Raw genomic sequence first — 23,926 nt, forward strand, 5'->3', positions numbered from 1 at the left:
CAAGTACACCCGATTACCTGTGGGAGCTGGCTTGCCAGCGATGGGGCCTGATCAGTCAGCCGATTTCCCTTGGGTTGAACCGCGCTCAATCAGCACCGGCGCAAAATCCAGCGTCCGCGCCGCTTCATCATCTCCCCGCAACCGCTTGAGCAAGCACTCAAACGCCCGCGCACCAATCTCCTCCGTCGGCTGAGCGAGGGCGGTAATCCCGCTGCCCACCAACGGATACCAGTCCAGATCATCCAGCGCGATCAGCCCGACATCCTCGAACAACCGGCAGCCAATCTCGCGCAGTGCCAGGGTGCAAGCCAGCGCCGCCACGCCATTGGCGCAGAACAGGGCTTTCGGGCCGTTATCAGGTGTGTTCAAAAAGGTTTGAAGATCATTCGCAAGGCTCGAACCGGTTTCCAGCACCGTGCCGTTCATGCGTTGGCGCTGGCCAATCTGTTGCTGAAAACTGCTGACCCGCTCGATCCGCGAACTGGTGCCGTCATAGGCTTCGGTCACCAGCAGCACATCGCGATAGCCGCGCTGCTGCAGATGTTCGAGCGCCATTTCGACGGCTTGCGGGTTGTCCAGCCCGACCATATCGCTGTTCAGCCCTTCGACCTTGCGATCGACCAGTACCAGCGGCATTTCCCGCTTCAACTCATCCAGTTCATCCCGATGATGACCCAGGGTGTTCACGATCAGCCCTTCGATGTTGTAGGAGCGCAGTAGCGCCAGGTGCTGACGTTCCTGCTCGTCATCGCGGTCGGTGTTGCACACCACCAGGCTGTAACCGTGCCGGCGGCAGGCGGTTTCCACGCCGTGCATCACGGCAATCGAATAAGGGTTGCGGATATCGGCCACCAGCATGCCGATCAGGCGCGTGCGGCCGCGTTTCAGGCCTCGGGCCATTTGATTGGGGCGATAGCCGAGTTCGGTAATTGCCTGCTCGATGCGCTGGGCGATGGCATCCGAGAGCAGGGCGCGGTCGTCACCAATGAAGCGCGAGACGCTGGCCTTGGACACGCCTGCGTATTCGGCGACATCGAGCATGGTGACGCGGCTGCGCTGGGCGGCGGAGAAATCGTTCACGGATGGGTCTTCTTATTGTCTGAAACCGGTTTCAGAAAACACCATTTGTATAGCAGCCGTCAACTGATGTCTTGGGAATGAAGTTGAATCTGCTTCACGGTTTCCGACGGACGGTGGTTTTACCTGTCAGATCTGACAGTAGGCAACCACTGGATACGGGCGCTTAATTTCTTGCACGTGAAGGGCGAATGAAGAGCGAGAAGTGATCCATGTCAGCAGATGATCCCCGCGCCACAAGCAACGATCTCTTCGCAGGCATTTTACTCGATCTGCCTGGATTCGAAGGCGTCGACCCGTTGGATCCAGCCGGGACATTGCCGCCGGATGCGAAGCAAAACGGAATTGTCTGCATCATCAATATCTGGCCAGCGTTTCCTACACTTCCAAATACGCGTATTGATCGTGTCGAGATCTTTATCGTCGGCAATCCGAATTTCGTTGCATGGGCCGAATATGGTGCTGCCGACTATGCCCCCGAGTTTCATATTCGAATCAGGCCGGATTTGCTTCCCGATCTGCCTACATTTGAAATTTATTACACCGTGCGCTCGGTCAACCAGACAACGTCGCAACCACGGCGCCTGACGTTTGCGATTACACCGCCACCTCAGTTGTTGAAAGAAGCAACCTTTCCCGATGCAACTCTTTGGGGATATATAGGCTGTAAAAAAAACAACCCTCTGGATCCAGATGCTTTATTTATCTGGGAGGGAATACGCATTCTGATTCCATTCAATGACCTGTTTCAGCGAGGCGATGTGATCAGTCTTGCCTGGCAGGGATGGAATTCGTTGAATGGATCGGGAGCTGCGTTAACCCCCGAATTTTTTTTTACCGCTCCGGTAACGGATGTGGCCAACAAACGGCCGGTCTTGATCGTAATAAGACCGTTCACTGCACACATCGAACCTATGCGTGAGAACCATTCAGCGACGGCTAAATATCTGTTAGTGCGAAATGGAATTCCAGAATTCAGTTCTTTTACGGGTCTGGTGAAAATAGACAGAGTGATTCCTGGCACGAGTGGTTTTTGTTCGGATGCAAGCTGGATGAAATAAACATGTTGTTGTAACAGAAAGGCGACTGCTGTCGGCGATAACGCCCTTGTCGATGAAGGAAGTATTGATATCCATTGTTCAGAGTACTGGAGAACACACATGACAAGTTTTCAAACTGGAACCGCGGGGCAGGGTGGTGGGACCCTTTCTGCTCCTTTACCTGAATTGCCAGATGGCCGAGGCCCTGACCGGGATATCGTTCCCGTTACTGCCATTCCGGTGGGCGGGTCGCTTCAGCTATTACTGGATACAACCGTTCCTGATAACCGGCAAAATGGCGATCAGGTCGCAATAGATATAACGCGAACCCAGCCGCCTGCCGTTCCGACCCCCGCAGACTACACAAGGCTGCCACGAGTGACCCTGCCGGATATGCCGGTACGACCGGACAAATTTGCGTATTCAGTGCCCACGGAATATCTGGGGGAGGACGCAACACCCCCCGGCCCGACTACGTTCTGGGTGCGCTGCGTGTACTATGAACGTGGCCTGAACGCATTGACTTCGGCTTTCGTGCCGTTTCGGATTGACCGCACGGCACCCTGGCAAGAAAAACCGATCCAGACTCCGCCCAATCCTGGACAAAGGCCCGGCGTCAAATTAGCCCCGAGAGTGTCATTTCCCAATGCCCCTGGCGATCTGGACGATGCGTGGGCAGGTCTTCCGGAAAGCGCAAAGGGGTTGTTGGTTGCCATCGACACCACATATACCAATGCTCAACCGGATGACCACGTGCAGCTGTATTTCGCCAATCAACGAACCAATCCTCCGCAGGTGCCGCCTTTCTTCGAAGGTGACATGCCCGTCGATGGCGAGGTGTGGATTCCGATTGACGAGTTGAGGAAGATCACCAGCGGCAGGGCTTTCATCTGGTTCAGGATTCTTGATGTTGCAGGCAACGAAAGTGCGTGGTCAGTAAGTTTCAAAAACACTCGCTTTCTGCCGCTGCCCGAATTGGGGCCACTGCGCGTACCGACAAACGATGACGGTCTGATCGACCTGAACGATGCGCGTGCAGGTGTTACTGTCGAAGTCGATCGGCCGGTGAACGCACTCAATGATGATGAGGTGAGCCTGAAATGGGGAAGTCAGGCTGCCCAGGACCTGGAGTTCGGCACCCTGAACAAACTGGTTTTCACTATTCCATGGGCCGCTTTGAGCAAAGAGTATTTCGAGAATCAGACCGGCGCGAATTACGAGGTGCCTGTTCAGGTCAAAGCCGATTTGATGCGTAACTTAGTGTCTGTCAGTGAGGTGGATACGAGAGCAAACACTGACTTCTCGACGCACCCGCCTTATACCGTCGACCCACTTATTCCACCTCCAGTCGTCAATCCCGAGTTCCGAAAGGCTATCGTGCGGGGACAAGCCCCTGTTACCGATAACTTGCTGGGCCCACATGATGCCAATCAAACTGCCACGATATACATTGATGTCTCACCTGTTACTCCGGGTACTACCTTTCCAGACCCGGAAGATGGTGATCTGGTCACCGCGTATTTCCTCGGAGATGCGGGCGAAGTCGTCGTCGGCTCAATGCCGATGGACGTTACAAATATCAATACAGAGATTGAACTCCCTTTGCTTTATTCCATTGTCGGTCCCGGCGGTCTGGGGAAGAAGAAAGTTTGGTGGGTATATGAGAATCCCGGTCGCAACAACATTCAAACTTCGGCCGAAACCGATGTGACGGTCAATACGGTGGTCATTAATCTTGATCCGCCAGAGTTTGTTCGGCCGCTTGCAGACGGGACTGCCGATCCGTTCATTATTTGCGAAAGCCTGACCGTATCGGCCGATGATCATGTGGCCAGATTCCGTATTCCGCCAAACAACCACTTTGTCGACGGTATGCCTATCACGTTCAACTGGCGCGGATTCCGGACGGAGGATTATCAAACGCCGGCACCGTCCGATACGGAGTACACCGAAACCCGGAATATCAACGCGTCTGAATTGATCGCCGGGATGATTTTTGATGTCGGGCCTTATGATCCGGTGATCCGGGATGTACCAAGGCCTCCACCCGCTACTCCGGATCCTTCAGACTTCTACGCGGGTTATGTAAAAGTCTGGTATTCGACACCGACAGTTCCTACATCCGGTGTAACGGAAATGACGGTCTATTTGCTCAACGCAGACTTCCTGTACTGCGAATCAGAGCCGGGTTGGGATCCAGAGCCATAGCATCAATGCCAGGGCTGCATTCACCGGGAGAACAGTGCTCTCCCGGCGAATGCGGTTGCTCTGTCTTCGAAATTGCTGATAGCTCTTCATTCGGCAGGGATGAACCCTACCTGTAAAGAGGATTAGTCCTACATAGATGATTCGAAGTTGTAGGTATTCTCCGACGCCGCCAATGACGGACGTCTGATGGATCCATGCTGCGAACCGTCGTTCTCCCGTCCCGACAAATCTCAGAGAGAAGTTGTTATGAAGTTTGAAAAGATACCGGGATTGACGTTCATGAAATTTACTGGTGTGCTCACTTATGCAGTGGTGATAATGACCACTTCAGAGCCCGCTAATGCCCGTAATCTTCAACCGGGAGAGGTGGCGACCGTTTCCACAGGCGCTACACCCGAAGCCTGGTTTGTTCCCACGACCGCTACGCTGAATATCAACGGCGCCAGTGCACTGGATATTCAAGTCGGTGGCGGAGCTCTCAATGGCGATAACGCCACGACATCACAGATTGATGCCTCGGCAGGCGCTCGAGTCGACCTTGGCGGATCAACTGTTACCAGCACAGGTTTTGAAGCTGCGTTGGCGTTGACTGACAGCCTGGCCACCCTCTCGAACAGCACGTTGATCAGCCAGGGCGCTGCACTGACGCTGGCCCGGGATCTGCTGACCGCTGTGGGATCTACCGCCACTGTCACTGGCAGTACTTTGCATGGCGGGACATTCGGTGCAGCGGTAACTTCACTCAGCACATTGAATCTGATCAATACTCAAGTGAGCGCAACGGATGCGGACGGTATCGGGTTGGCCCTGTTTGGCGGGAATGCCAATGTAAGTGCCCGCAGCAAGATTACCGGCGGTCTCAACGGGGTCACTTTCGGGCAGGACACCGTAGCCAATCCCGGTGATGTCACTGGTCGAAGTCATTTAATACTGGATGACGCGACCGTCGAGGGGATCAGTGGCGCGGCAATTACTGTCGATTTGGCAACACCTGCTGGTCAGCCAGTGCTGATCGATGTCAACAACGGCTCTCGTTTGATCGGGGGTAATGGCAATATCCTCGAAGTAGTCGATGGAGCCGCTGCTCAGTTCCAGGTCGACAACAGTAAATTGTCCGGCAACATCGAAGTCGCTGAGGGGGGCATCGCCAGCGTTTCGTTGAGAAACGCCGCGACATTGGATGGCAACCTGATCAATGTCGATTCGGTAAAGCTTGATACCCAAAGCGTTCTCACCGGTAAGATCCAGGGCACCGGTGCGGGAGCGGTGGTGCTGGACAACAATGCCCGATTCACGGGTGCTGTTTCCGGTGTCAGCAGCATGTCGGTCAGCCGTGGTGCCGAATGGAACATGGCCGGTAGCAGTAACTCGGTCTCGCGCCTGGACATGCAGGGCGGTGCAGTGCGTTTTGGAACAGACCAGGCCTATAGTCAGCTGGATATAGCCACCTTATCGGGCAACGGTCAGTTTTTTATGCGCACGGACGTGGGTACTGCTCAGACGGATTTTTTGAATGTCACAGAGTCGGCAACGGGCCAGCATGGTTTGGTGGTGGAGGCTACCGCCAGCGAGCCCGCCAGTGGGGCGCTGATCAAAGTGGGGAACATCGCTTCCGGAGATGCGCAGTTTTCCCTGCAAAGTGGACAAGTCGATATTGGCGCCCTGGCCTACAAGCTGGTGAGAGAGGGCGAAGGGCTGTATCTGCAACCCGATGGGACCACACCGAGCACGGGTTCTCAAACCGCTCTTGCGATCTCCGGAACGGTGCCCACGGTCATTCAATCCGAGATGACCACCCTCAATACTCGCCTCGGAGACCGGCGCATGGCCGGCACTCAGCCCAGGGCACAATCGGAAGGGGCATTGAGCTCGAATGCTCAAGATTCGTCATCCGGTCTCTGGATTCGAACCTACGGTAATCAGTACAACGTAAAGAGCGCTTACGGTAACGGTTTCAATCAACACCAGACAGGTGTCTCGGTAGGGGTGGACAAAGCATTGCCATTTTGGGACGGCCAATGGTTGATCGGTGTCTTTGGCGGCTACAGCAACACGCGTCTGGATTTGGCGCGAGGCAGTTCCGGTACGATTGACAGTGGTTATGCAGGTCTTTACTTGACCTGGTTTGATCAAGCGACAGGTTATTACGTGGATACCGTCGGCAAGATCAACCGGTTCAATAACGATGTCAAAGTCACCTTGAGCGACGACACTCGAACCAAAGGCAACTTCAAAAACCTGGGTTTGAGCGGGACCGTGGAAGTCGGCAAGCACATTCCCTTGAACCACGGTTATTTCATTGAGCCTTCCGCGCAAATAGGTTTGGCAGCCGTCGAGGGCAAGCGCTACCACTTGGACAATGGCTTGCAAGTAGACAGCGACGAGACTCGTTCGGTGCTCGGCAAGGTCGGGATGACGGTGGGGAGTGAGCTCACGCTGGACAATGGCAGCAAGCTGCAACCACGCCTCCGTGCCGCTGTCAGCCACGAGTTCGTCAATAACAACCGCGTCAGTGTCAACGACACCAGTTTCAATAATGACTTGTCCAGTACCAGCCTGGAATTGACCGGGGGAATGAACTGGGTTCCGGTCAACAAAAAATGGCAGGTTTATGCGGAGGTTGGCACCAGTCGCGGTACGAAAGTTGACCAGGAGCTGGGGGGGAGTGTGGGGTTGAGTTATAACTTCTGAATGGGGTCGAAAATAGAAAGGAAGCTTGAAAGCTTCCTTTTTTTATGGGCTGTTGGGCGAGTTATCTTCGGATCTTGCTGAGGTCAACGATAACGAGGAACTCTCCAGAGATCGGAAACACATTGTCACCATCTGAACCGCCATGATCAAACAAACCCGTCCACGTTGCGGTCAGGTTTTTTTCGGTTTCATCGTATTGAAATGTGATGGTACCGCTTTCGGCCATGTGTAGGTCACCGTTCACCGGGTTGGAGTTATAGGTCACTCGGACATCGTCCATATTCTTGGATAGTGAAGCCGTTCCTGGCGCGGGCTTCGAGGAAAAGACAAATTCGATTGTCTGTGTCATTCCATTTTCTGTGTGCCCGGCTCTGAGCCAGTAAAACAGACCATCGGGAAACGCTTTTAACTCGAGTACAGGCACAGAGGTTGAGCGAAATTCTTTGAATGGCGGGATCTTGACGTGTCTGAAGCCTGGATTGGCATCGCCATTGATGGTGGCCGACAAGTACGGTTGTGCGGTAAGCGTTGGCGCGTAGGCTCGGGCTGCGAAGCTCATGAGTTTATCTCCATACAGAATGGTAAGAGTCATCCAAAGACTGACCGGTCCTACTTCTGGATGTTGTATGGAAGCTCAAAGAGGATGCGGCTGTAAACTGTCAGAGTTGACAGGTTACAGCCGTTTATTTTTGTGATTTTTTAGACTTCCTTTATTTCGGTTTTCATTCTGAGGTTTTCATTCAAAACCGACGAAAACACTGATGTTTTGGGCAACTCAACCAAACAAGCCGGCGGCGATGTTGATTGAAAACCCCAGAATCGCGGTGTTGAACACAAACCCGATCAACGACTGCGCCAGCACGATCTTGCGGATCTCCCGCGTGGCCACGCCGACATCCGCCGTCTGCACCGCCACGCCGATGGTGAACGAGAAGTACAGAAAATCCCAATAGTTGGGCGTCGTCAGGCCCTCGGCAAAACGCAGCGCCGGTTCCTTGCCATCCCAGGTATAAAACAGCCGGGCGTAGTGGACGCTGAAAATGACCCCGATCAGCAACCATGAGCCGATCACCGTCAACGCGGTAAAGCCGTAGTGCAGGAGCTTGTGGGAAGTTTGCAGGTCCTTGCTGCCGACCAGTTCCAGCGTGATGGCCGCCAGACTGGCCAGCGCCGCGATACACACCACGAACAACACCAGCCCGGCATTTTCATCCTCGACTTCGGCGATGCGTCTGACGTCCGGTGCTTTCGCGCGGGCTGTCAGCCAGAACATCAGGATCAGATAGGTCCAGACCCCGGCATTCCAGCCTATGAGGATTTTGCTGATGACGGAATCGGCGGGTACCAGCAGACCGACGGCAAGGCCGAACAGGGCAGCGGCAGAGAGGCGAGGGTGGGTGCGGGCAAGGAAGCGCATGGGGACTCAATGGCCAGGGTGGTTCAGACACCTTAGCCCAGCGCGGCGACCTGTGGCCACCGCGCAGGGAATGGTCAATCAATCAGGCTTGGCGATCCTGCGTACAAGTTTGATCACAACTACGAAGAACACCGGCACAAAGATTACCGCCAATGTGGCCGTAATCATCCCGCCAATCACCCCGGTACCAATCGCCTGCTGGCTCGCCGAACTCGCGCCCGTGGCAATCGCCAACGGCACCACACCCAGAATGAACGCCAGCGAAGTCATCACAATCGGCCGCAACCGCAGGCGCGCCGCTTGAAGCGTGGCGTCAATCAGGTCATGACCTTCGTCATACAGGCTCTTGGCAAATTCGATGATCAGAATCGCGTTCTTTGCCGACAGGCCAATGATGGTGATCAGGCCGACCTTGAAGAACACGTCGTTGGGCATTCCGCGCAGGGTCACCGCCAGCACCGCGCCGAGTACACCCAGCGGCACAACGAGCAACACCGATGTCGGAATCGACCAGCTCTCGTACAACGCAGCCAGACACAGGAACACGATCAGCAGCGAAAGCCCGAGCAGAATCGGCGCCTGACTGCCGGACAAACGTTCCTGCAGCGACAGACCGGTCCATTCCTGACCCATACCTTTCGGGCCTTGTGCGACTAGCCGTTCAATTTCCGCCATGGCTTCGCCGGTGCTGTGACCGGGTTTTGGTTCGCCGGAAATCGAAATCGCCGGGTAGCCGTTGTAGCGGGTCAATTGTGCCGGGCCTTGAGTCCACGTGGCTTTGACGAACGCCGACAACGGCACCATTTTCCCGGCGTCGTTGCGCACGTGCATTTTCAGCAGGTCATCGACCTGACTGCGGCGATCGCCTTCAGCCTGCACGACTACCCGTTGCATGCGCCCCTGATTGGGGAAGTCGTTGACGTACGAAGAGCCGATGGCGGTGGACAGCGCATTGCCAACGTCTGCGAACGAAACTCCCAGCGCATTGGCCTGTTTGCGGTCCACTTCCAGCTGCACTTGGGGGGCTTCAGCCAGGGCACTTTCACGCACGTTCATCAGGATTGGGCTTTTCTCGGCGGCGGCGAGCAGTTGGGTGCGCGCTTCCATCAAGGTTGCATGACCGAGGCCGCCGCGATCCTGCAGGCGGAACTCGAAGCCGCTGGACGTGCCGAGGCCATCCACCGGCGGCGGCAGCACGGCGAAAGCCACGGCATCCTTGATCTGGCTGAGGGCGATGTTGGCGCGGTCGGCAATCGAACTTGCCGAGTCGTCGCTGCCACGCTGCGACCAGTCCTTGAGCGTGGTGAACGCCAACGCAGCATTCTGGCCGCTGCCGGAGAAGCTGAACCCGAGAATCACGGTGCTGTCGCCCACGCCCGGTTCGCTGGCGTTGTGCGCTTCGATCTGCTCGACCACCTGCACCGTGCGGTTCTTGCTCGCACCGGGTGGCAGTTGAATGTCGGTGATGGTGTAACCCTGGTCCTCGACCGGTAGAAACGAGGAGGGCAGCCGCGCGAAGCACAGACCCAGACCCACCAGCAATACAACGTAGATCAGCAGATAGCGTCCGGTGCGTTTCAGTGCGTAGCCGACCCAGCCCTGATAGCGATCAGTCAACTGCTCGAAGCGGCGATTGAACCAGCCGAAGAACCCGGTTTTCTCGTGGTGTTCGCCTTTGGCGATCGGCTTGAGCAGCGTTGCGCACAACGCCGGGGTCAAGGTCAGGGCGAGAAACGCCGAGAACAGGATCGAGGTGGCCATCGACAGTGAGAATTGCCGGTAAATCACGCCCACCGAACCCTGCATGAAGGCCATCGGAATGAACACCGCGACAAGCACCAGCGTAATGCCGATGATCGCGCCGGTGATCTGGGTCATCGCCTTACGCGTCGCTTCTTTCGGCGACAGGCCTTCAGTAGCCATGATCCGCTCGACGTTCTCCACCACCACGATGGCGTCGTCCACCAGAATGCCGATGGCCAGCACCATGCCGAACATGGTCAGCACGTTGATCGAGAAGCCCAGCGCCAGCATCGTCGCAAAAGTACCCATCAACGCTACCGGCACAACCAGCGTCGGAATCAGGGTGTAGCGGATGTTCTGCAGGAACAGGAACATCACCGCAAATACCAGCAGCATCGCTTCGCCAAGGGTGTAGACCACTTTGGTGATCGAGACCTTCACGAATGGCGACGTGTCGTAAGGAATCTTGTATTCCACGCCGGCCGGGAAGTAGCGCGACAGCTCATCCATCTTCGCCCGGATCAAGGTCGCGGTGCTGAGGGCGTTGGCACCCGGCGACAGTTGCACACCGACGGCGGTGGACGGCTTGCCGTTAAGACGGGTGCCGAACTGGTATTCCTGGCTGCCGATCTCGACCCGCGCCACATCCTTGATGCGCACGGTGGAGCCGTCCGGGTTGGCCTTGAGCACGATGTCGGCGAACTCTTCCGGTGTCGAAAGCTGACCCTTGACCAGAATCGTCGCGGTGATTTCCTGAGTGCTCGGGTTCGGCAGATCGCCGATGCTGCCGGCCGAGACCTGGGCGTTCTGCGCGACGATGGCGGCATTGACATCGGCCGGTGTCAGGTTGAAGCCGATCAGCTTCTGCGGATCGACCCAGATCCGCATCGCCCGCTCGGCGCCGTACAACTGGGCCTTGCCGACCCCGTCGATGCGCTTGATCTCGTTCATCACGTTGCGCGCCAGGTAATCGCTGAGTGCCACGTCGTCGAGCTTTCCGTCGCTGGAAGTCAAAGTGATCAGCAACAGGAAACCGGCGGAGACCTTCTCCACCTGCAAACCTTGCTGATTGACCGCTTGCGGCAGGCGTGACTCGACTACCTTCAGGCGATTCTGCACATCAACCTGCGCCAGTTCCGGGTTGGTGCCCGGCTGGAACGTGGCTTTGATCGTGGCACTGCCGAGGCTGCTCTGCGATTCGAAATACAGCAGATGATCGGCGCCGTTGAGCTCTTCCTCGATCAGGCTGACCACGCTTTCGTCGACGGTCTGCGCCGACGCGCCCGGGTACACGGCATAGATTTCGATCTGCGGCGGCGCGACATCGGGGTATTGCGCCACCGGCAATTGCGGGATGGCCAGCGCACCGGCCAACAGGATGAACAGCGCGACGACCCAGGCGAACACCGGGCGGTCGATAAAGAACTGCGGCATAGAAGAGCGTCCTGCTTACTGACCAGAGGTCTGGGCAAGTGGAAGAGGGGTGTCGTCGATCTGCACCACTTCGCCCGGACGGGCGTGTTGCAGGCCTTCGATGACAATGCGGTCGCCGGCCTTGAGGCCGCCGGTGACGATCCAGCGGTCGTTCTGTACCGCGCCGAGCTGTACCGGCTGCTGGGCGACGCGCATCTGGTCGTCGACGGTCAGGACCTGCGCCACACCGGCGCTGTCACGTTGCACCGCGCGTTGTGGCACGGTCAGGCCATGCTGGATCACGCCTTGTTCCAGACGCACGCGAACGTAGCTGCCCGGCAACAGATCGAGATCCGGATTGGGGAACTCGCTGCGCAGGATGATCTGACCGGTGCCCGGATCGACGGTAATGTCACTGAACAGCAACTTGCCCGGCAGCGGATAGAGGCTGCCGTCGTCCTGGATCAGCGTGGCTTTGACCTGATCCTGGCCGACCTGCTGCAACTGGCCGGAACGGAATGCCCGGCGCAACTCGTTGAGTTCGCGGGTCGACTGGGTCAGGTCGGCGTGGATCGGGTTCAGCTGCTGGATCAGCGCCATGGGCGTGGTTTCGTTCTGGCCGACCAGCGCACCTTCGGTGACCAAGGCACGGCCGACGCGCCCGGAAATCGGCGCGGTGACGGTGGCGTAACCGAGGTTCAGCTTCGCGCGCTCGACGGCTGCCTTGTTGGCGGCAACGTCAGCGGCGGTCTGCCGGGCATTGGCGCGGGCGTTGTCGTAATCCTGAGCGCTGATGGCCTTGTCGTCGATCAACTGGGCGTAGCGCTGCTCCTGCAGTTTCGCCTGGAACGCGTTGGCCTCGGCCTTGCGCAGGGCGGCTTCGGCGCTGTCGAGGTCAGCCTTGAACGGCGCCGGATCGATGCGGAACAGCACGTCGCCCTTTTTCACGTCGCTGCCTTCGCGATAGGTGCGTTGCAGCACGACCCCGGCCACCCGAGCGCGGACTTCGGCGATGCGCGGGGCGGCAATCCGCCCGCTCAGTTCGCTGCTGATCGACAGGGGGCGCGCCTCAAGGGTTTCAATCCGCACGGTGGCCGGCGGCGCCTGTTCCTCGGCGTTGGAGGATTTATCACAGGCACTCAGCGTCAGCGCCAATGCGATCAGGCCGAGCCCGGCCAGCAGATTCTTCGACATGTACAACCCCCAATATTGATCTGCGCATCCTACGGACAGTCGCAGAGGGTAGCGGTGAAGCTTTGTAGGTGCTGTGTGAAATTGTGTAAGGGTTTTGCTCGGGGACGAGTGAGGGCGTATATCCTTTACGCCTTGATATTTATTGCGACAGATATGCCGTCTTCGCGGGTAAGTCGAGTCGTCGCACCGCCGCTCCCACAGTGATTGTTGGTTTTCACAACATCTGTTTTCACACTGGACCTGTGGGAGCGGGCTTGCCCGCGAAGAGGCCCTGCCAGTCGCCACAGCACTTTCTGGATCATCAATGCCCAACATTCTTCTGGTCGAAGACGACACCGCCCTCGCCGAACTGATTTCGAGCTACCTGGAGCGCAACGGCTATTCCGTCAGCGTGATCGGCCGCGGCGACCATGTGCGCGAACGGGCGCGGCTCAATCCGCCGGATCTGGTGATTCTCGACCTGATGCTGCCGGGCCTCGACGGTTTGCAGGTCTGTCGCTTGTTGCGCGCCGATTCGGCAACGCTGCCGATCCTGATGCTCACCGCCCGCGACGATAGCCACGATCAGGTGCTGGGCCTGGAAATGGGCGCCGACGATTACGTGACCAAACCCTGCGAGCCACGGGTTTTGCTGGCGCGAGTTCGCACCTTGCTGCGGCGCAGCAGCCTCGGTGAGCCGATGACCGCCAACGACCGGATTCTGATGGGCAACCTGTGCATCGACCTGTCGGAGCGCACGGTGACCTGGCGCGAACAGCCGGTTGAACTGTCCAGCGGCGAATACAACCTGCTGGTGGTGCTGGCTCGTCACGCCGGGGAAGTGCTGAGCCGCGACCAGATCCTGCAACGCCTGCGCGGTATCGAGTTCAACGGCACTGACCGTTCGGTGGACGTGGCGATTTCCAAGCTGCGACGCAAGTTCGACGACCACGCCGGCGAGGCGCGCAAGATCAAGACCGTGTGGGGCAAGGGGTATCTGTTCAGCCGTTCCGAGTGGGAATGCTGATTCGATGTTCAGAATCCTGTTTCGCCTCTATCTGGTGACAATCGTCTCCTACAGTGCGGCGATCTATCTGGTGCCGGATCTGGTAGTGATGGCGTTCAAGCAGCGATTCGTCACTTACAACCTCGACTATTCCCGAGGCCTGCAATCGCTGATCACCAAGCAGTTTCGCGCGGTGCCGCAGGATCAGTGGCCGGCACTCGCGGCGTCGATGGACAAGGATTTCCAGCCGCTGCACATCGTGCTTGCCCGTATCGATGACCCCGGCTTCACCGCCATCGAGAAAGAACGTCTGCGACGCGGCGAGAACATGGTGCGGGTCGGCGACTGGGGCTGGCGCACGCTGGCGGTCACGCCGCTGAACGACGAAATGGCGGTGCAGATGGTGGTGCCGCCGGATCCGATGGACGTGAGTCTGTTGTACTGGAGCATCAACGTGCTGATCGGCGCGAGCCTGCTGGCGTGCCTGTTGCTCTGGTTTCGTCCGCACTGGCGTGATCTGGAACGCCTCAAGGGCACGGCCGAACGCTTCGGCAAGGGCCATTTGAGCGAGCGCACGCAAATCGGCCCGAGTTCCAATATCGGCAGCCTGGCCCACGTGTTCGACACCATGGCCGGTGATATCGAAAACCTGCTCAATCAGCAACGGGATCTGCTCAACGCCGTGTCCCACGAGCTGCGCACGCCGCTGACCCGCCTGGACTTCGGCCTGGCGCTGGCGCTGTCCGACGACTTGCCGCAAGCCAGCCGCGAGCGCCTGCAAGGGTTGGTCGCGCATATTCGTGAACTCGATGAATTGGTGCTGGAGTTGCTGTCCTACAGTCGCCTGCAGAATCCGGCGAAGTTGCCGGAGCAGGTCGAAGTGTCGCTGGACGAGTTCATCGACAGCATTCTGGGCAGCGTCGATGAAGAACTGGAATCCCCGGAAATCGTCATCGATGTGCTGCTGCACAATCAGCTGGAACGCTTTTCCCTCGACCCGCGCCTGACGGCCCGCGCGATTCAGAACCTGCTGCGCAACGCCATGCGCTACTGCGAAAAGCGCATTCAGATTGGCGTGCAGGTTTGTCCGAAGGGTTGTGAGATCTGGGTGGATGACGACGGCATCGGCATTCCGGAAGATGAGCGGGAGCGGATTTTCGAGCCGTTCTATCGACTGGATCGCAGCCGCGATCGGGCGACCGGCGGGTTTGGCCTGGGCCTGGCGATCAGCCGCCGGGCGCTGGAAGCGCAGGGCGGGACGTTGACGGTGGAAGGTTCGCCGTTGGGTGGGGCGCGGTTCAGACTTTGGCTGCCAACCCCCATGTAATGCTCGTTCCCACGCTCCGCGTGGGAATGCATACCGTGACGCTCCGCGTCACAGTGGACGCAGAGCGTCCATGGCGGCATTCCCACGCAGAGCGTGGGAACGATCAGTGCGCTGGGTGGAAATTAGAGGATCTCAGTGGACTGGATCAACCCGACCCCGGCCACCTGCATCCGCTCGATCGCCGTCGCCAGCGAGCCATTCAAATCAATCGCCCGGCACGCATCCAGCACCACAAACGCATTGAACCCCGCCGCCCGAGCATCCAGTGCGGAGAACATCACGCAGAAATCCAGCGCCAGACCGACCATGTACACCGTGTCGATACCGCGTTCCTTCAGATAACCGGCCAGGCCCGTGGTCGTGACGCGATCCGCTTCCAGAAACGCCGAATAACTGTCGATGTCCGGGTTGCAGCCCTTGCGGATGATCAATTGCGCGTGGGGCAGATCGAGTCCCGTGTGAAACTCGGCACCGCGTGAACCCTGAATGCAGTGATCCGGCCACAGCGTCTGCTCGCCGTACGGCAGTTGAATCACGTCATAGGGCTGGCGGCCTGGGTGGCTGGAGGCAAACGACGCATGCCCGGCCGGGTGCCAGTCCTGTGCGATGACCACTTGCTTGAACTGCCCGGCGAGCCGGTTGATCAACGGAACAATCAAATCACCTTCCGGCACGGCCAACTGGCCGCCGGGAATGAAGTCGTTCTGCACGTCGATGACCAGCAGGGCTGTACGTGGCGAAATCGGCATAAATCCATCCTTCTGGGAAAATCACCCGAGCAGCATAGTGACAAAATTCTTTAAACGTTCAGCCGGGTCTTAAACATTTTTGCCATGTCCTCCAGCTCGGAAGCCGGGTGGTGGCCGATCAGCATCCAGGCGTGTTCGCGTTCGGTCCAGTACACCACGTTCATCCCGTGCCGACGTTCATGGGCCAGCGGCTGGCTGCCGCTGTTGGTGCGCGTGACGCAAAGCGCCAGCGGGCCGTGGGTGGCGTCGAGCCAGGTCATCTGGGCGATGGGCACTCCGTCGTACTCGAGCAATTGCGCGCGTTTGAACTGCGCGCCGGGCAGTTTCAGTTTCGCCGGCGACAGGTTTACGCCCAGCCGCGCGTCGACGGTTCGCAACTGCGCCTGTTGCGAGGCTTCATCGGTGGGCAGATGTTCGAGGGTCTGCGGCACATACAGCGCCATGTAATCGCCCACCCGTTCGCGCCAGTTGTGCGATTGCTGAGTTTGCCAGGCCAGGAACAAGCGGTCCGTCGCGACACCTGCAAGCGCCACGCCCGCTGCCGCTGCGCCGATGAACCAGCGCCGGCTGAAACCGGGTTTCTGCGGTGACGGCGCGGCATCGAGCCGGGCCTGCAAGCGATCGAGCGGCGCCTGTTGCGCCAGTTCGTCGTAGGCAGCCTTGAACGGCAGGTTGCTGCGGCTCAGCCATTGCACCCGCAAACTCAGCAGCGGATCGTCGGCGATGAGGCTGTCGAGCTGGCTGCGCTGTTCGCGGTCCAGTTCATCGTCCAGATACGCCACCAGTTGCTCGTCGGAAGGCGCATTCATTGCCGATCTCCTGCGGGGCTCTTCGGTACCGCTTGCAGCGGCGGGTATTCGGCCAGTTTCAGGCGCGCGGTGGCCAGCCGGCTCATGACTGTGCCGATCGGCACTTGCAGGATCTCGGCAACTTCGCGGTAGGACAGCCCCTCGACGTAAGCCAGATAAACCGTTTCGCGTTGGGTTTCCGGCAACGCATCGACCCGGCGGATCACCTGCGCCGCCATCACGTGGGTCTGCGCGGCGTATTCGCCATCGAACGTCAGCTGGCTGTCGGCGTCCGCCACGCCCTGGCCCTGGCGCACCCGGCGGGCGCGCACTTCGTTGAGCCAGATCGAATGCAGAATGCTCAGCAGCCAGCGATCCATGCGTGTGCCGGCCACATACTGCCCCGAACGCTCCAGCGCCCGCACGCAGGTGGCTTGCACCAGATCCTCGGCCACGTGCCGATTGCGCGACAGCAGCAAGCCGTAACGCCACAGGCGCGCCAGGTGTTGCCCGAGTTCGGCTCTGAAGGCCTGATCGCTGAAAATGTTCGCCTCCGCGTGTCGTGTCAGGTTTTCGATGAATCGTTGATGGCTTCGGCCAGGTCCCGGTATTCCTCGCAGGTCGTGCCGCAGATCTTCTGGATGTGCTGCAGCTGTTCCTGCGCCAGATCGACGCGGCCCTTGATGACGTAAGCCTCGCCCAGGTATTCGCGGACCTGCGCGTACTGCGGATCAAGCTTCACCGATTGCAGGTAATAACCGATGCCTTCGTCGGTGCGCCCCAGTTTGCGTGTGGCGTAACCGCGATAGTTGAGAGCCTTGGCGGTGTTCGGTTGCTCCAGCGTATCGAGCAGGGCCAGGGCTTCTTCATAACGGCCGGCCTTGGCCAGACGGTAGGCGTAGTCGGTCCGGTCGGCGTCGGGCACCAGATGGCTGGTCTGCATCACGCACTTCTGCGTCTTGGTGTCGAACACCTGGCCTTTCGGGCAGTTGGGTTTCTGCACCGGCTCGTCTTCATCGCCGTGGGCCAGGGCCAAAGGGCTGGACAACATCGCGGCCACCAGCAACGGGGCGGCGAACATAACGGAACGGATAGTCATGGGCAAGGCTCCACAGGGGGTCATGTTTCACTTTGAACACCACAGGGTGAACATTTATTCATTGCTTTGTCAGGCTTTGTTAAAGGAAAGCCCTTTTTCCGGCGCTATGCTGGTCATCGTTCGTCGTTGATCTGCAGTTCTACCATGGGAGTTTGGCCATGAAAGATCAGGTTCACCACTCGGCCGCCAGCGGCTACAAGACCGCTGCCGACACCTACGTCAAAGGCCGGCCCGACTATCCGCCGGCGGTCAGCGATTGGCTGACAGGCACACTGGGCCTCGATGGCCACAAGACCGTTATCGACCTCGGCGCCGGCACCGGCAAGTTCACCGGACGGCTGGTGACGACCGGCGCCCAGGTAATCGCCGTGGAACCGGTGGCGCAGATGCTGGAAAAACTGTCGCTGGCCTGGCCGCAGGTGCTGGCCGTCAGCGGTACGGCAACGGATCTGCTGTTGCCCGATGCCTCGGTGGATGCCGTGGTCTGCGCGCAGGCCTTTCACTGGTTTGCCAGTCGCGAGGCGCTGGATGAAATCGCTCGGGTCCTCAAACCGGGCGGCAAGCTGGGCCTGATCTGGAACCTGCGCGACACCCGGATCGACTGGGTGCCCAAGCTGGACGCCATCGTCAATGCGCTGGAAGGCGATACACCGCGCTTCTACACCGGCGAGTGGCGCAAGGCCTTTCCCCATCCGGGTTTCGGGCCATTGCAGGCGCAGCACTTTCAGCATGGTCATACAGGCTCGCCGGAAGATGTGATTTTCAACCGGGTACGCTCCACCAGTTTCATTGCCGCGTTGAGCGATCAACAGCGCGCGAAGATCGACGAGCAGATTACTCAACTGATTGCCGGCGAGCCGCAACTGCGGGGCAGGGAGGTGGTGACAGTGCCCTATGAGACCGCCGCCTTCGTCGCGGTGAAGAACGGCTAGAGTCCCGCATTTGGCCGAACCGCCGTGCTGATGCCTTGTTATAGTTCGGGCCTCATTTTCAGCCCGGTAAAGGATTTCTGCCATGACTCAATACACCGCCTTCAGCGTCGAACTGGCCGACAACATCGCCCATGTGCAGATCAATCGTCCGGAAAAGATCAATTCGATGAACGCCGCGTTCTGGAGTGAAATCGTCGAGGTGTTCCAGTGGATCGACGACACCGACGAAGTGCGGGTGGTGGTGCTCAGCGGCGCTGGCAAACACTTTTCCTCGGGCATCGACCTGATGATGCTGGCCGGCGTGGCCAATGAGCTGGGCAAGGACGTCGGCCGTAACGCGCGCCTGCTGCGCAAAAAGATCCTGACCCTGCAAGCCTCGTTCAATGCGGTCGACAATTGCCGTAAACCGGTACTCGCGGCGATCCAGGGTTATTGCCTGGGCGGCGCTATCGACCTGATCGCCGCCTGCGACATGCGCTACGCCGCCGAAGACGCGCAATTCTCGATCAAGGAAATCGACATCGGCATGGCGGCTGACGTCGGCACCCTGCAACGGTTGCCACGGATCATCGGTGACGGCATGCTGCGTGAACTGGCTTACACCGGTCGCACCTTTGGCGCCGAAGAAGCGCGCAGCATCGGCCTGGTCAATCGCGTCTACAGCGACAAGGACGGCTTGATCGAAGGCGTGATGGACATTGCCCGGGACATCGCCGGCAAGTCGCCGATCGCGGTCACCGGCACCAAGGAAATGATCAGCTACATGCGCGACCATCGCATTGACGACGGTCTCGAGTACGTTGCCACCTGGAACGCCGCCATGCTGCAATCCAACGATTTGCGCGTGGCCATGGCCGCCCATATGAGCAAACAGAAACCTGAATTTCTGGATTGAGAAACCATGACATCTCGCTGGACCACTGCAGTACTGGACACCGATCAACCCGGCGGCTGGGCCGTGGCGCGCAGCCCCGAGGGTTTCCTGTTCGATGACAACGGCGCGCTGTTCCCCCGGGAATGGCTCAAGCGCCAGGACTTGTCGATCCTGGCCGAGCACGGTATCGGTCATCTCGATGGCGAGCCGGTGTATCTGCTGGAACTGCACAGCACCAGCGAGGTGCCGGGCTGCAACTGGAAAGGCCTTCGGGCGTTCATGCTCGACGGCGATCACACGATCTACAAAGTGCTGGGTTACGCGGCGCAAATCGGGACCTGGGCCCGTGAGCACCGGTTCTGCGGCAACTGCGGTCAGGCCATGACCCAGGTGCCACGGGAGCGGGCGATGTATTGCCAGCCCTGCGATCTGCGCAGTTATCCGCGAATTTCGCCGAGCATGATCGTGCTGGTGACCCGTGGCGATGAAGTGCTGCTGGCGCGCTCACCGCGTTTCGTCACCGGGGTCTACAGCACGCTGGCCGGGTTTGCCGAACCGGGTGAGTCGGCCGAGGATTGTCTGATCCGCGAAGTGCGCGAAGAAGTGCAGATCGAGGTGAAGAACATCCAGTACATGGGCAGCCAGTGCTGGCCATTCCCGCACTCGATGATGCTCGGCTTCCATGCCGAATACGCCGGTGGCGAGATTGTCTGCCAGGAGGACGAAATCGAAGACGCCCAGTGGTTCAACGTGCACGATCTGCCGCCGTTGCCGGCGTCCAAATCGATTGCCCGATACCTGATCGACGTCTACGTGGCGCGGCGCTTAGGCCACGCTGAACCAGTGTTGCCAGGCTAGACGCACGGTCAACCCCAGTACCACGGTGATGAACACCGGACGAATGAACTTGGCGCCGCCGCTGATCGCGGTGCGCGCCCCGAAGAACGCGCCAACCATCACCGACAGGCCCATGCTCAGGCCGATGATCCAGTCCACTTGCCCGGAAAACACGAACACCGACAGCGCCGCAATGTTGCTGACGAAGTTCATGCTGCGCGCCACGCCGCTGGCCTTGACCAGATCGATCGGGTACAGCAGCAGACTGCTGACGGTCCAGAACGCACCAGTGCCGGGACCGGCCACGCCGTCGTAGAAACCGAGGCTGAAGCCCTGGGTCGATTGCCACTTCTTTTTGATCGGTGCGTCGCTGTCCAGCGGCGCTTTCGGCGTGCCGCCAAACAACAGGTATAGGCCACAGGCGAAGACGATCACCGGCAGCATCTTGTTCAGCCATTCGGCGGGCAGGTAATGGGCGACGATGGCGCCGGTCAGCGCACCGACCAGCGTGCCGACGATGGCGTGCATCCACTGCTTGGGATGGAACAGCTTGCGTCGGTAGAAGGTGAAACTGGCGGTGGCCGAACCGAAGGTCGAACTCAGCTTGTTGGTGCCCAACACAAGGTGTGGCGGCAAACCGGCCGTGAGCAGCGCAGGCGTGGTCAACAGACCGCCACCGCCGGCGATGGCGTCGATGAATCCGGCAATGAAAGCGACAAGGGCCAGAACGGCCAGGGTGGTGAGGTCAACGCTGAGTTCGAAAGGCATGGAATCGGCTTATTTCGGCAGGGCGCAGAGCTGGGCTGCGGGGAGGGCAGTCATGTTACTCATTTCCAGGTGTTGCGGCGACCCATATGGCCTCATCGCTGGCAAGTCCTTTCCCCGACTGTTCAACTGTTGCCCACCGAACAGGCACCCAACAAATCACCCTCCCACCATGCATGCCGATTGCCTGCATCCCCAATAAAACCGGGCCTCCTGTCGCTGGCACGCTTGCTGCTCTAGCTCACTCATCTTCATCAACTGTCCCGAGGACACGCCAATGAGTCAGCAAGCCGTTAAATTTGCCTACTGGGTGCCGAACGTCAGCGGTGGGCTGGTGGTCAGCAAGATCGAGCAGCGCACCGACTGGGGCATCGACTACAACCGCAAGCTGGCGCAACTGGCCGAAGCGGCGGGTTTCGAATACGCCCTGACGCAAATCCGCTTCACCGCCGGTTACGGCGCCGAGTTCCAGCATGAATCGGTTGCTTTCAGCCATGCGCTGCTCGCGGCCACCAGCAAGCTCAAAGTCATCGCCGCCATTCTGCCCGGGCCGTGGCAACCGGCGCTGGCGGCCAAGCAGTTGGCGACCATCGATCAACTCACCAACGGCCGGATTGCGGTGAATATCGTCAGCGGCTGGTTCAAGGGCGAATTCCAGGCCATTGGCGAGCATTGGCTGGAGCACGACGAGCGCTATCGTCGTTCGGAGGAGTTCATCCGTTCATTGCGAGGGATCTGGAGTCAGGACAACTTCACCTTCCGTGGCGATTTCTATCGCTTCGACAACTACAGCCTCAAACCGAAACCGCTGGGCCGCCCGGAAATCTTTCAGGGCGGCAGCTCCCGGGCCGCGCGGGACATGGCGGCACGGGTGTCGGACTGGTATTTCACCAACGGCAACAGCGTCGAGGGCATCAAGGCGCAGGTCGACGACATTCGCGCCAAAGCGGCGGCAAACCATCATTCAGTAAAAATCGGGGTGAATGCTTTTGTGATCGCCCGAGATACCGAGGAAGAAGCCAAAGCGGTGCTGGCGCAAATCATCGATCAGGCTGACCCGGAAGCGGTGAATGCCTTCGGTGATGCGGCGAAACAGGCGGGCAGGGCGTCGCCGGAAGGTGAGGGCAACTGGGCCAAATCGACCTTTGAAGACCTGGTGCAGTACAACGACGGCTTCAAGACCAACCTGATCGGTACGCCGCAGCAGATTGCCGAGAGGATCGTCGCATTGAAAGCGGTGGGGGTTGATCTGGTCTTGGCGGGGTTCCTGCATTTTCAGGAAGAGGTGGAGTATTTCGGCCAGCGGGTGTTGCCTTTGGTGAGGGAACTGGAAGCCAAAGCGCAATCGGTACAAACCGCTGAAGTCGCCTGAACACCAAAAAACTGTGGGAGCTGGCTTGCCAGCGATAGTGGTCTGTCAGTCAACTCAGGTGTTGAATGTTCAATTGCTATCGCCAGCAAGCCAGCTCCCACAGGGATCAGGTCGATTTCAAGTTACAGACCCAGTTCCGACAACCCCGGATGATCATCCGGGCGCCGGCCCAGTGGCCAGTGGAACTTGCGTTCGCTTTCCTTGATCGGCATGTCGTTGATGCAGGCATAACGCTGGAACATCAGACCGTTGTCATCAAATTCCCAGTTCTCATTGCCGTATGAACGGAACCAGTTGCCCGAGTCGTCGTGCCATTCATAGGCGTAGCGCACGGCGATGCGGGTGTCGGAGTAGGCCCAGAGTTCCTTGATCAGGCGGTAGTCCAGTTCCTTGGCCCATTTGCGGGTCAGGAAACCTTTGGCTTCTTCGCGATTGTTGGCGAATTCGGCGCGGTTACGCCATTTGGTGTCCAGGGTGTAGGCCAGCGACACGCGCTCCGGGTCGCGGGAGTTCCAGCCATCCTCGGCCAGACGAACTTTTTCAATGGCGGATTCACGGTTGAACGGTGGCAATGGCGGACGAACTTCGGCTGCAGTAGACATGTTTGTCTCCCGATCTATTAACAGTTAAACAACGTGTCAGGCTTATTAAGGCGTTACAGGTCCAATAACTTTCGCGCCATGCATTGCGCATTATCGGCGGCACTGTGATCACCCATCACAAGCGCTATGGTAATGGCACCGTCAATCAGGATCAGCAGCTGTTTGGCCAGCAGTTGCGGGTCCTCGGTACCATGTTCGGTACACAGCTCGCACAGGTAGTCGAGCAGTTTCTGTTTGTGGTCTTTGGCGACCCTGCGAACCGGATCCTCGGGATCGCCGGTCTCGCCACTGGTATTGATGAAGGCACAGCCCCGGAAGCCTTCCGAAGCGAACCAGCCCTTGAGCACGGTAAACAGGTTGAGCAGGCGGTCGGCCGGGGTTTCGGCCTGATCGACGGCGCTTCTGTACCAGTGCATCCAGCGCACGTCGCGGCGTTGCAGGGCGGCGACGGTCAACTCCTCCTTGTTGGCGAAGTAGCGGTAGATACTCTTTCTGGAAACACCGGCGGTTTTCACCAGAAGATCCATGCCGGTGGCCGCGATGCCACTTTTGTAGATCAACTTTTCGGTGACATCCAGAATGATGTCTCGGGTCGTGTCGTTGCGTGTGATTTCGTTCATGTGGCGAACAGTAGAACGATCGTTCTCCTTGGTCAAGCAGTTATTTTATGATCGCTCACTTGATCGTTCCCATGCTCTGCGTGGGAATGCAGCCCGGGACGCTCCGCGTCCCTTCCAGAGCTGGAACGCGGAGCGTCCCTTTAGGCATTCCCACGCAGAGCATGGGAACGATCATTAAAGGAGCGTGGGAACG

21 protein-coding genes are annotated in these 23,926 nt (G+C 58.8%); 9 read left to right on the forward strand and 12 right to left on the reverse strand.

From position 1 onward, the window contains the following. Positions 1 to 51: 51 nt before the first annotated feature. Positions 52 to 1,080 carry a LacI family DNA-binding transcriptional regulator gene (locus tag AWU82_RS06715; protein ID WP_064381452.1) on the reverse strand — a complete coding sequence of 343 codons (1,029 nt, stop codon included), beginning with the start codon at positions 1,078 to 1,080 and terminating at the stop codon, positions 52 to 54. Positions 1,081 to 1,289: 209 nt separating this feature from the next. Between AWU82_RS06715 and AWU82_RS06720 the strand changes: the two genes are divergently transcribed. From AWU82_RS06720 to AWU82_RS06730, 3 genes are all read left to right on the forward strand, one after another. Further along, on the forward strand, positions 1,290 to 2,138 hold the full coding sequence (locus AWU82_RS06720; protein ID WP_084776958.1) for a hypothetical protein: 849 nt from the start codon (positions 1,290 to 1,292) through the stop codon (positions 2,136 to 2,138). Positions 2,139 to 2,237: 99 nt separating this feature from the next. Beyond that, entirely contained in the window at positions 2,238 to 4,325 is a 2,088-nt protein-coding gene (locus AWU82_RS06725; RefSeq protein ID WP_064381455.1) for a hypothetical protein, read from the forward strand. 246 nt (positions 4,326 to 4,571) lie between these two features. Next, on the forward strand, positions 4,572 to 7,016 hold the full coding sequence (locus AWU82_RS06730; protein ID WP_064381457.1) for an autotransporter outer membrane beta-barrel domain-containing protein: 2,445 nt from the start codon (positions 4,572 to 4,574) through the stop codon (positions 7,014 to 7,016). 61 nt (positions 7,017 to 7,077) lie between these two features. Here AWU82_RS06730 and AWU82_RS06735 read toward each other — a convergent pair whose 3' ends face one another. The 4 genes from AWU82_RS06735 to AWU82_RS06750 all read right to left on the reverse strand — a co-directional run bounded on the left by AWU82_RS06735 (position 7,078) and on the right by AWU82_RS06750 (position 12,783). Beyond that, positions 7,078 to 7,575 carry a hypothetical protein gene (locus tag AWU82_RS06735; protein ID WP_064381459.1) on the reverse strand — a complete coding sequence of 166 codons (498 nt, stop codon included), beginning with the start codon at positions 7,573 to 7,575 and terminating at the stop codon, positions 7,078 to 7,080. Between the two features lie 216 nt (positions 7,576 to 7,791). Next, positions 7,792 to 8,433: a DUF1345 domain-containing protein gene (locus AWU82_RS06740; RefSeq protein WP_064381461.1), complete on the reverse strand. Its 642-nt coding sequence runs from the start codon at positions 8,431 to 8,433 to the stop codon at positions 7,792 to 7,794. 78 nt (positions 8,434 to 8,511) lie between these two features. Beyond that, a complete protein-coding gene (locus AWU82_RS06745; RefSeq protein ID WP_064381462.1) occupies positions 8,512 to 11,610 on the reverse strand; it encodes a multidrug efflux RND transporter permease subunit in 3,099 nt (1,032 codons plus the stop codon). Between the two features lie 15 nt (positions 11,611 to 11,625). After that, positions 11,626 to 12,783, reverse strand: coding sequence for an efflux RND transporter periplasmic adaptor subunit (locus AWU82_RS06750; protein ID WP_011334302.1), 1,158 nt, complete (start codon positions 12,781 to 12,783; stop codon positions 11,626 to 11,628). A 304-nt stretch (positions 12,784 to 13,087) separates the two neighbouring features. On the opposite strand from AWU82_RS06750, the gene AWU82_RS06755 reads away from it, so the two are divergent. Both AWU82_RS06755 and AWU82_RS06760 read left to right on the forward strand, forming a co-directional pair. Further along, complete coding sequence (locus tag AWU82_RS06755; protein WP_007960391.1) at positions 13,088 to 13,789, forward strand: response regulator; 702 nt, start codon at positions 13,088 to 13,090, stop codon at positions 13,787 to 13,789. Positions 13,790 to 13,793: 4 nt separating this feature from the next. Continuing rightward, on the forward strand, positions 13,794 to 15,095 hold the full coding sequence (locus AWU82_RS06760) for an ATP-binding protein (RefSeq protein WP_064381464.1): 1,302 nt from the start codon (positions 13,794 to 13,796) through the stop codon (positions 15,093 to 15,095). Positions 15,096 to 15,217: 122 nt separating this feature from the next. Here the strand turns inward: AWU82_RS06760 and pncA are convergent, their stop codons facing one another. From pncA to AWU82_RS06780, 4 genes are all read right to left on the reverse strand, one after another. Continuing rightward, a complete protein-coding gene (gene pncA, locus AWU82_RS06765; RefSeq protein ID WP_064381465.1) occupies positions 15,218 to 15,844 on the reverse strand; it encodes a bifunctional nicotinamidase/pyrazinamidase in 627 nt (208 codons plus the stop codon). Positions 15,845 to 15,894: 50 nt separating this feature from the next. Beyond that, positions 15,895 to 16,653: an anti-sigma factor family protein gene (locus AWU82_RS06770; RefSeq protein ID WP_064381466.1), complete on the reverse strand. Its 759-nt coding sequence runs from the start codon at positions 16,651 to 16,653 to the stop codon at positions 15,895 to 15,897. Continuing rightward, positions 16,650 to 17,135: an RNA polymerase sigma factor gene (locus tag AWU82_RS06775; RefSeq protein ID WP_139831562.1), complete on the reverse strand. Its 486-nt coding sequence runs from the start codon at positions 17,133 to 17,135 to the stop codon at positions 16,650 to 16,652. The genes AWU82_RS06770 and AWU82_RS06775 overlap by 4 nt, the downstream gene beginning before the upstream one ends. Positions 17,136 to 17,197: 62 nt before the next feature. After that, positions 17,198 to 17,731: a tetratricopeptide repeat protein gene (locus AWU82_RS06780; protein ID WP_011334294.1), complete on the reverse strand. Its 534-nt coding sequence runs from the start codon at positions 17,729 to 17,731 to the stop codon at positions 17,198 to 17,200. Between the two features lie 158 nt (positions 17,732 to 17,889). On the opposite strand from AWU82_RS06780, the gene AWU82_RS06785 reads away from it, so the two are divergent. The 3 genes from AWU82_RS06785 to nudC all read left to right on the forward strand — a co-directional run bounded on the left by AWU82_RS06785 (position 17,890) and on the right by nudC (position 20,395). Next, positions 17,890 to 18,663, forward strand: coding sequence for a class I SAM-dependent methyltransferase (locus tag AWU82_RS06785; RefSeq protein WP_064381468.1), 774 nt, complete (start codon positions 17,890 to 17,892; stop codon positions 18,661 to 18,663). 82 nt (positions 18,664 to 18,745) lie between these two features. Next, the gene (locus tag AWU82_RS06790; RefSeq protein WP_011334292.1) at positions 18,746 to 19,558 is read left to right on the forward strand and encodes a crotonase/enoyl-CoA hydratase family protein; all 813 of its coding nucleotides are present in this window, start codon (positions 18,746 to 18,748) and stop codon (positions 19,556 to 19,558) included. A gap of 6 nt (positions 19,559 to 19,564) precedes the next feature. Continuing rightward, entirely contained in the window at positions 19,565 to 20,395 is an 831-nt protein-coding gene (gene nudC, locus AWU82_RS06795; RefSeq protein WP_064381471.1) for an NAD(+) diphosphatase, read from the forward strand. Here the strand turns inward: nudC and AWU82_RS06800 are convergent. Next, entirely contained in the window at positions 20,363 to 21,142 is a 780-nt protein-coding gene (locus AWU82_RS06800) for a TSUP family transporter (RefSeq protein ID WP_011334290.1), read from the reverse strand. The genes nudC and AWU82_RS06800 overlap by 33 nt on opposite strands. Before the next feature lie 274 nt (positions 21,143 to 21,416). Between AWU82_RS06800 and sfnG the strand changes: the two genes are divergently transcribed. Beyond that, positions 21,417 to 22,511: a dimethylsulfone monooxygenase SfnG gene (gene sfnG, locus AWU82_RS06805; protein ID WP_064381473.1), complete on the forward strand. Its 1,095-nt coding sequence runs from the start codon at positions 21,417 to 21,419 to the stop codon at positions 22,509 to 22,511. A gap of 122 nt (positions 22,512 to 22,633) precedes the next feature. On the opposite strand, the gene AWU82_RS06810 is transcribed toward sfnG, so the two are convergent. Then, complete coding sequence (locus tag AWU82_RS06810; protein WP_039768666.1) at positions 22,634 to 23,113, reverse strand: nuclear transport factor 2 family protein; 480 nt, start codon at positions 23,111 to 23,113, stop codon at positions 22,634 to 22,636. A 53-nt stretch (positions 23,114 to 23,166) separates the two neighbouring features. Then, positions 23,167 to 23,733, reverse strand: coding sequence for a TetR/AcrR family transcriptional regulator (locus tag AWU82_RS06815; protein WP_064381475.1), 567 nt, complete (start codon positions 23,731 to 23,733; stop codon positions 23,167 to 23,169). Between the last annotated feature and the right edge of the window lie 193 nt (positions 23,734 to 23,926).

Source organism: Pseudomonas glycinae (assembly GCF_001594225.2).
GTDB lineage: Bacteria > Pseudomonadota > Gammaproteobacteria > Pseudomonadales > Pseudomonadaceae > Aquipseudomonas > Aquipseudomonas glycinae.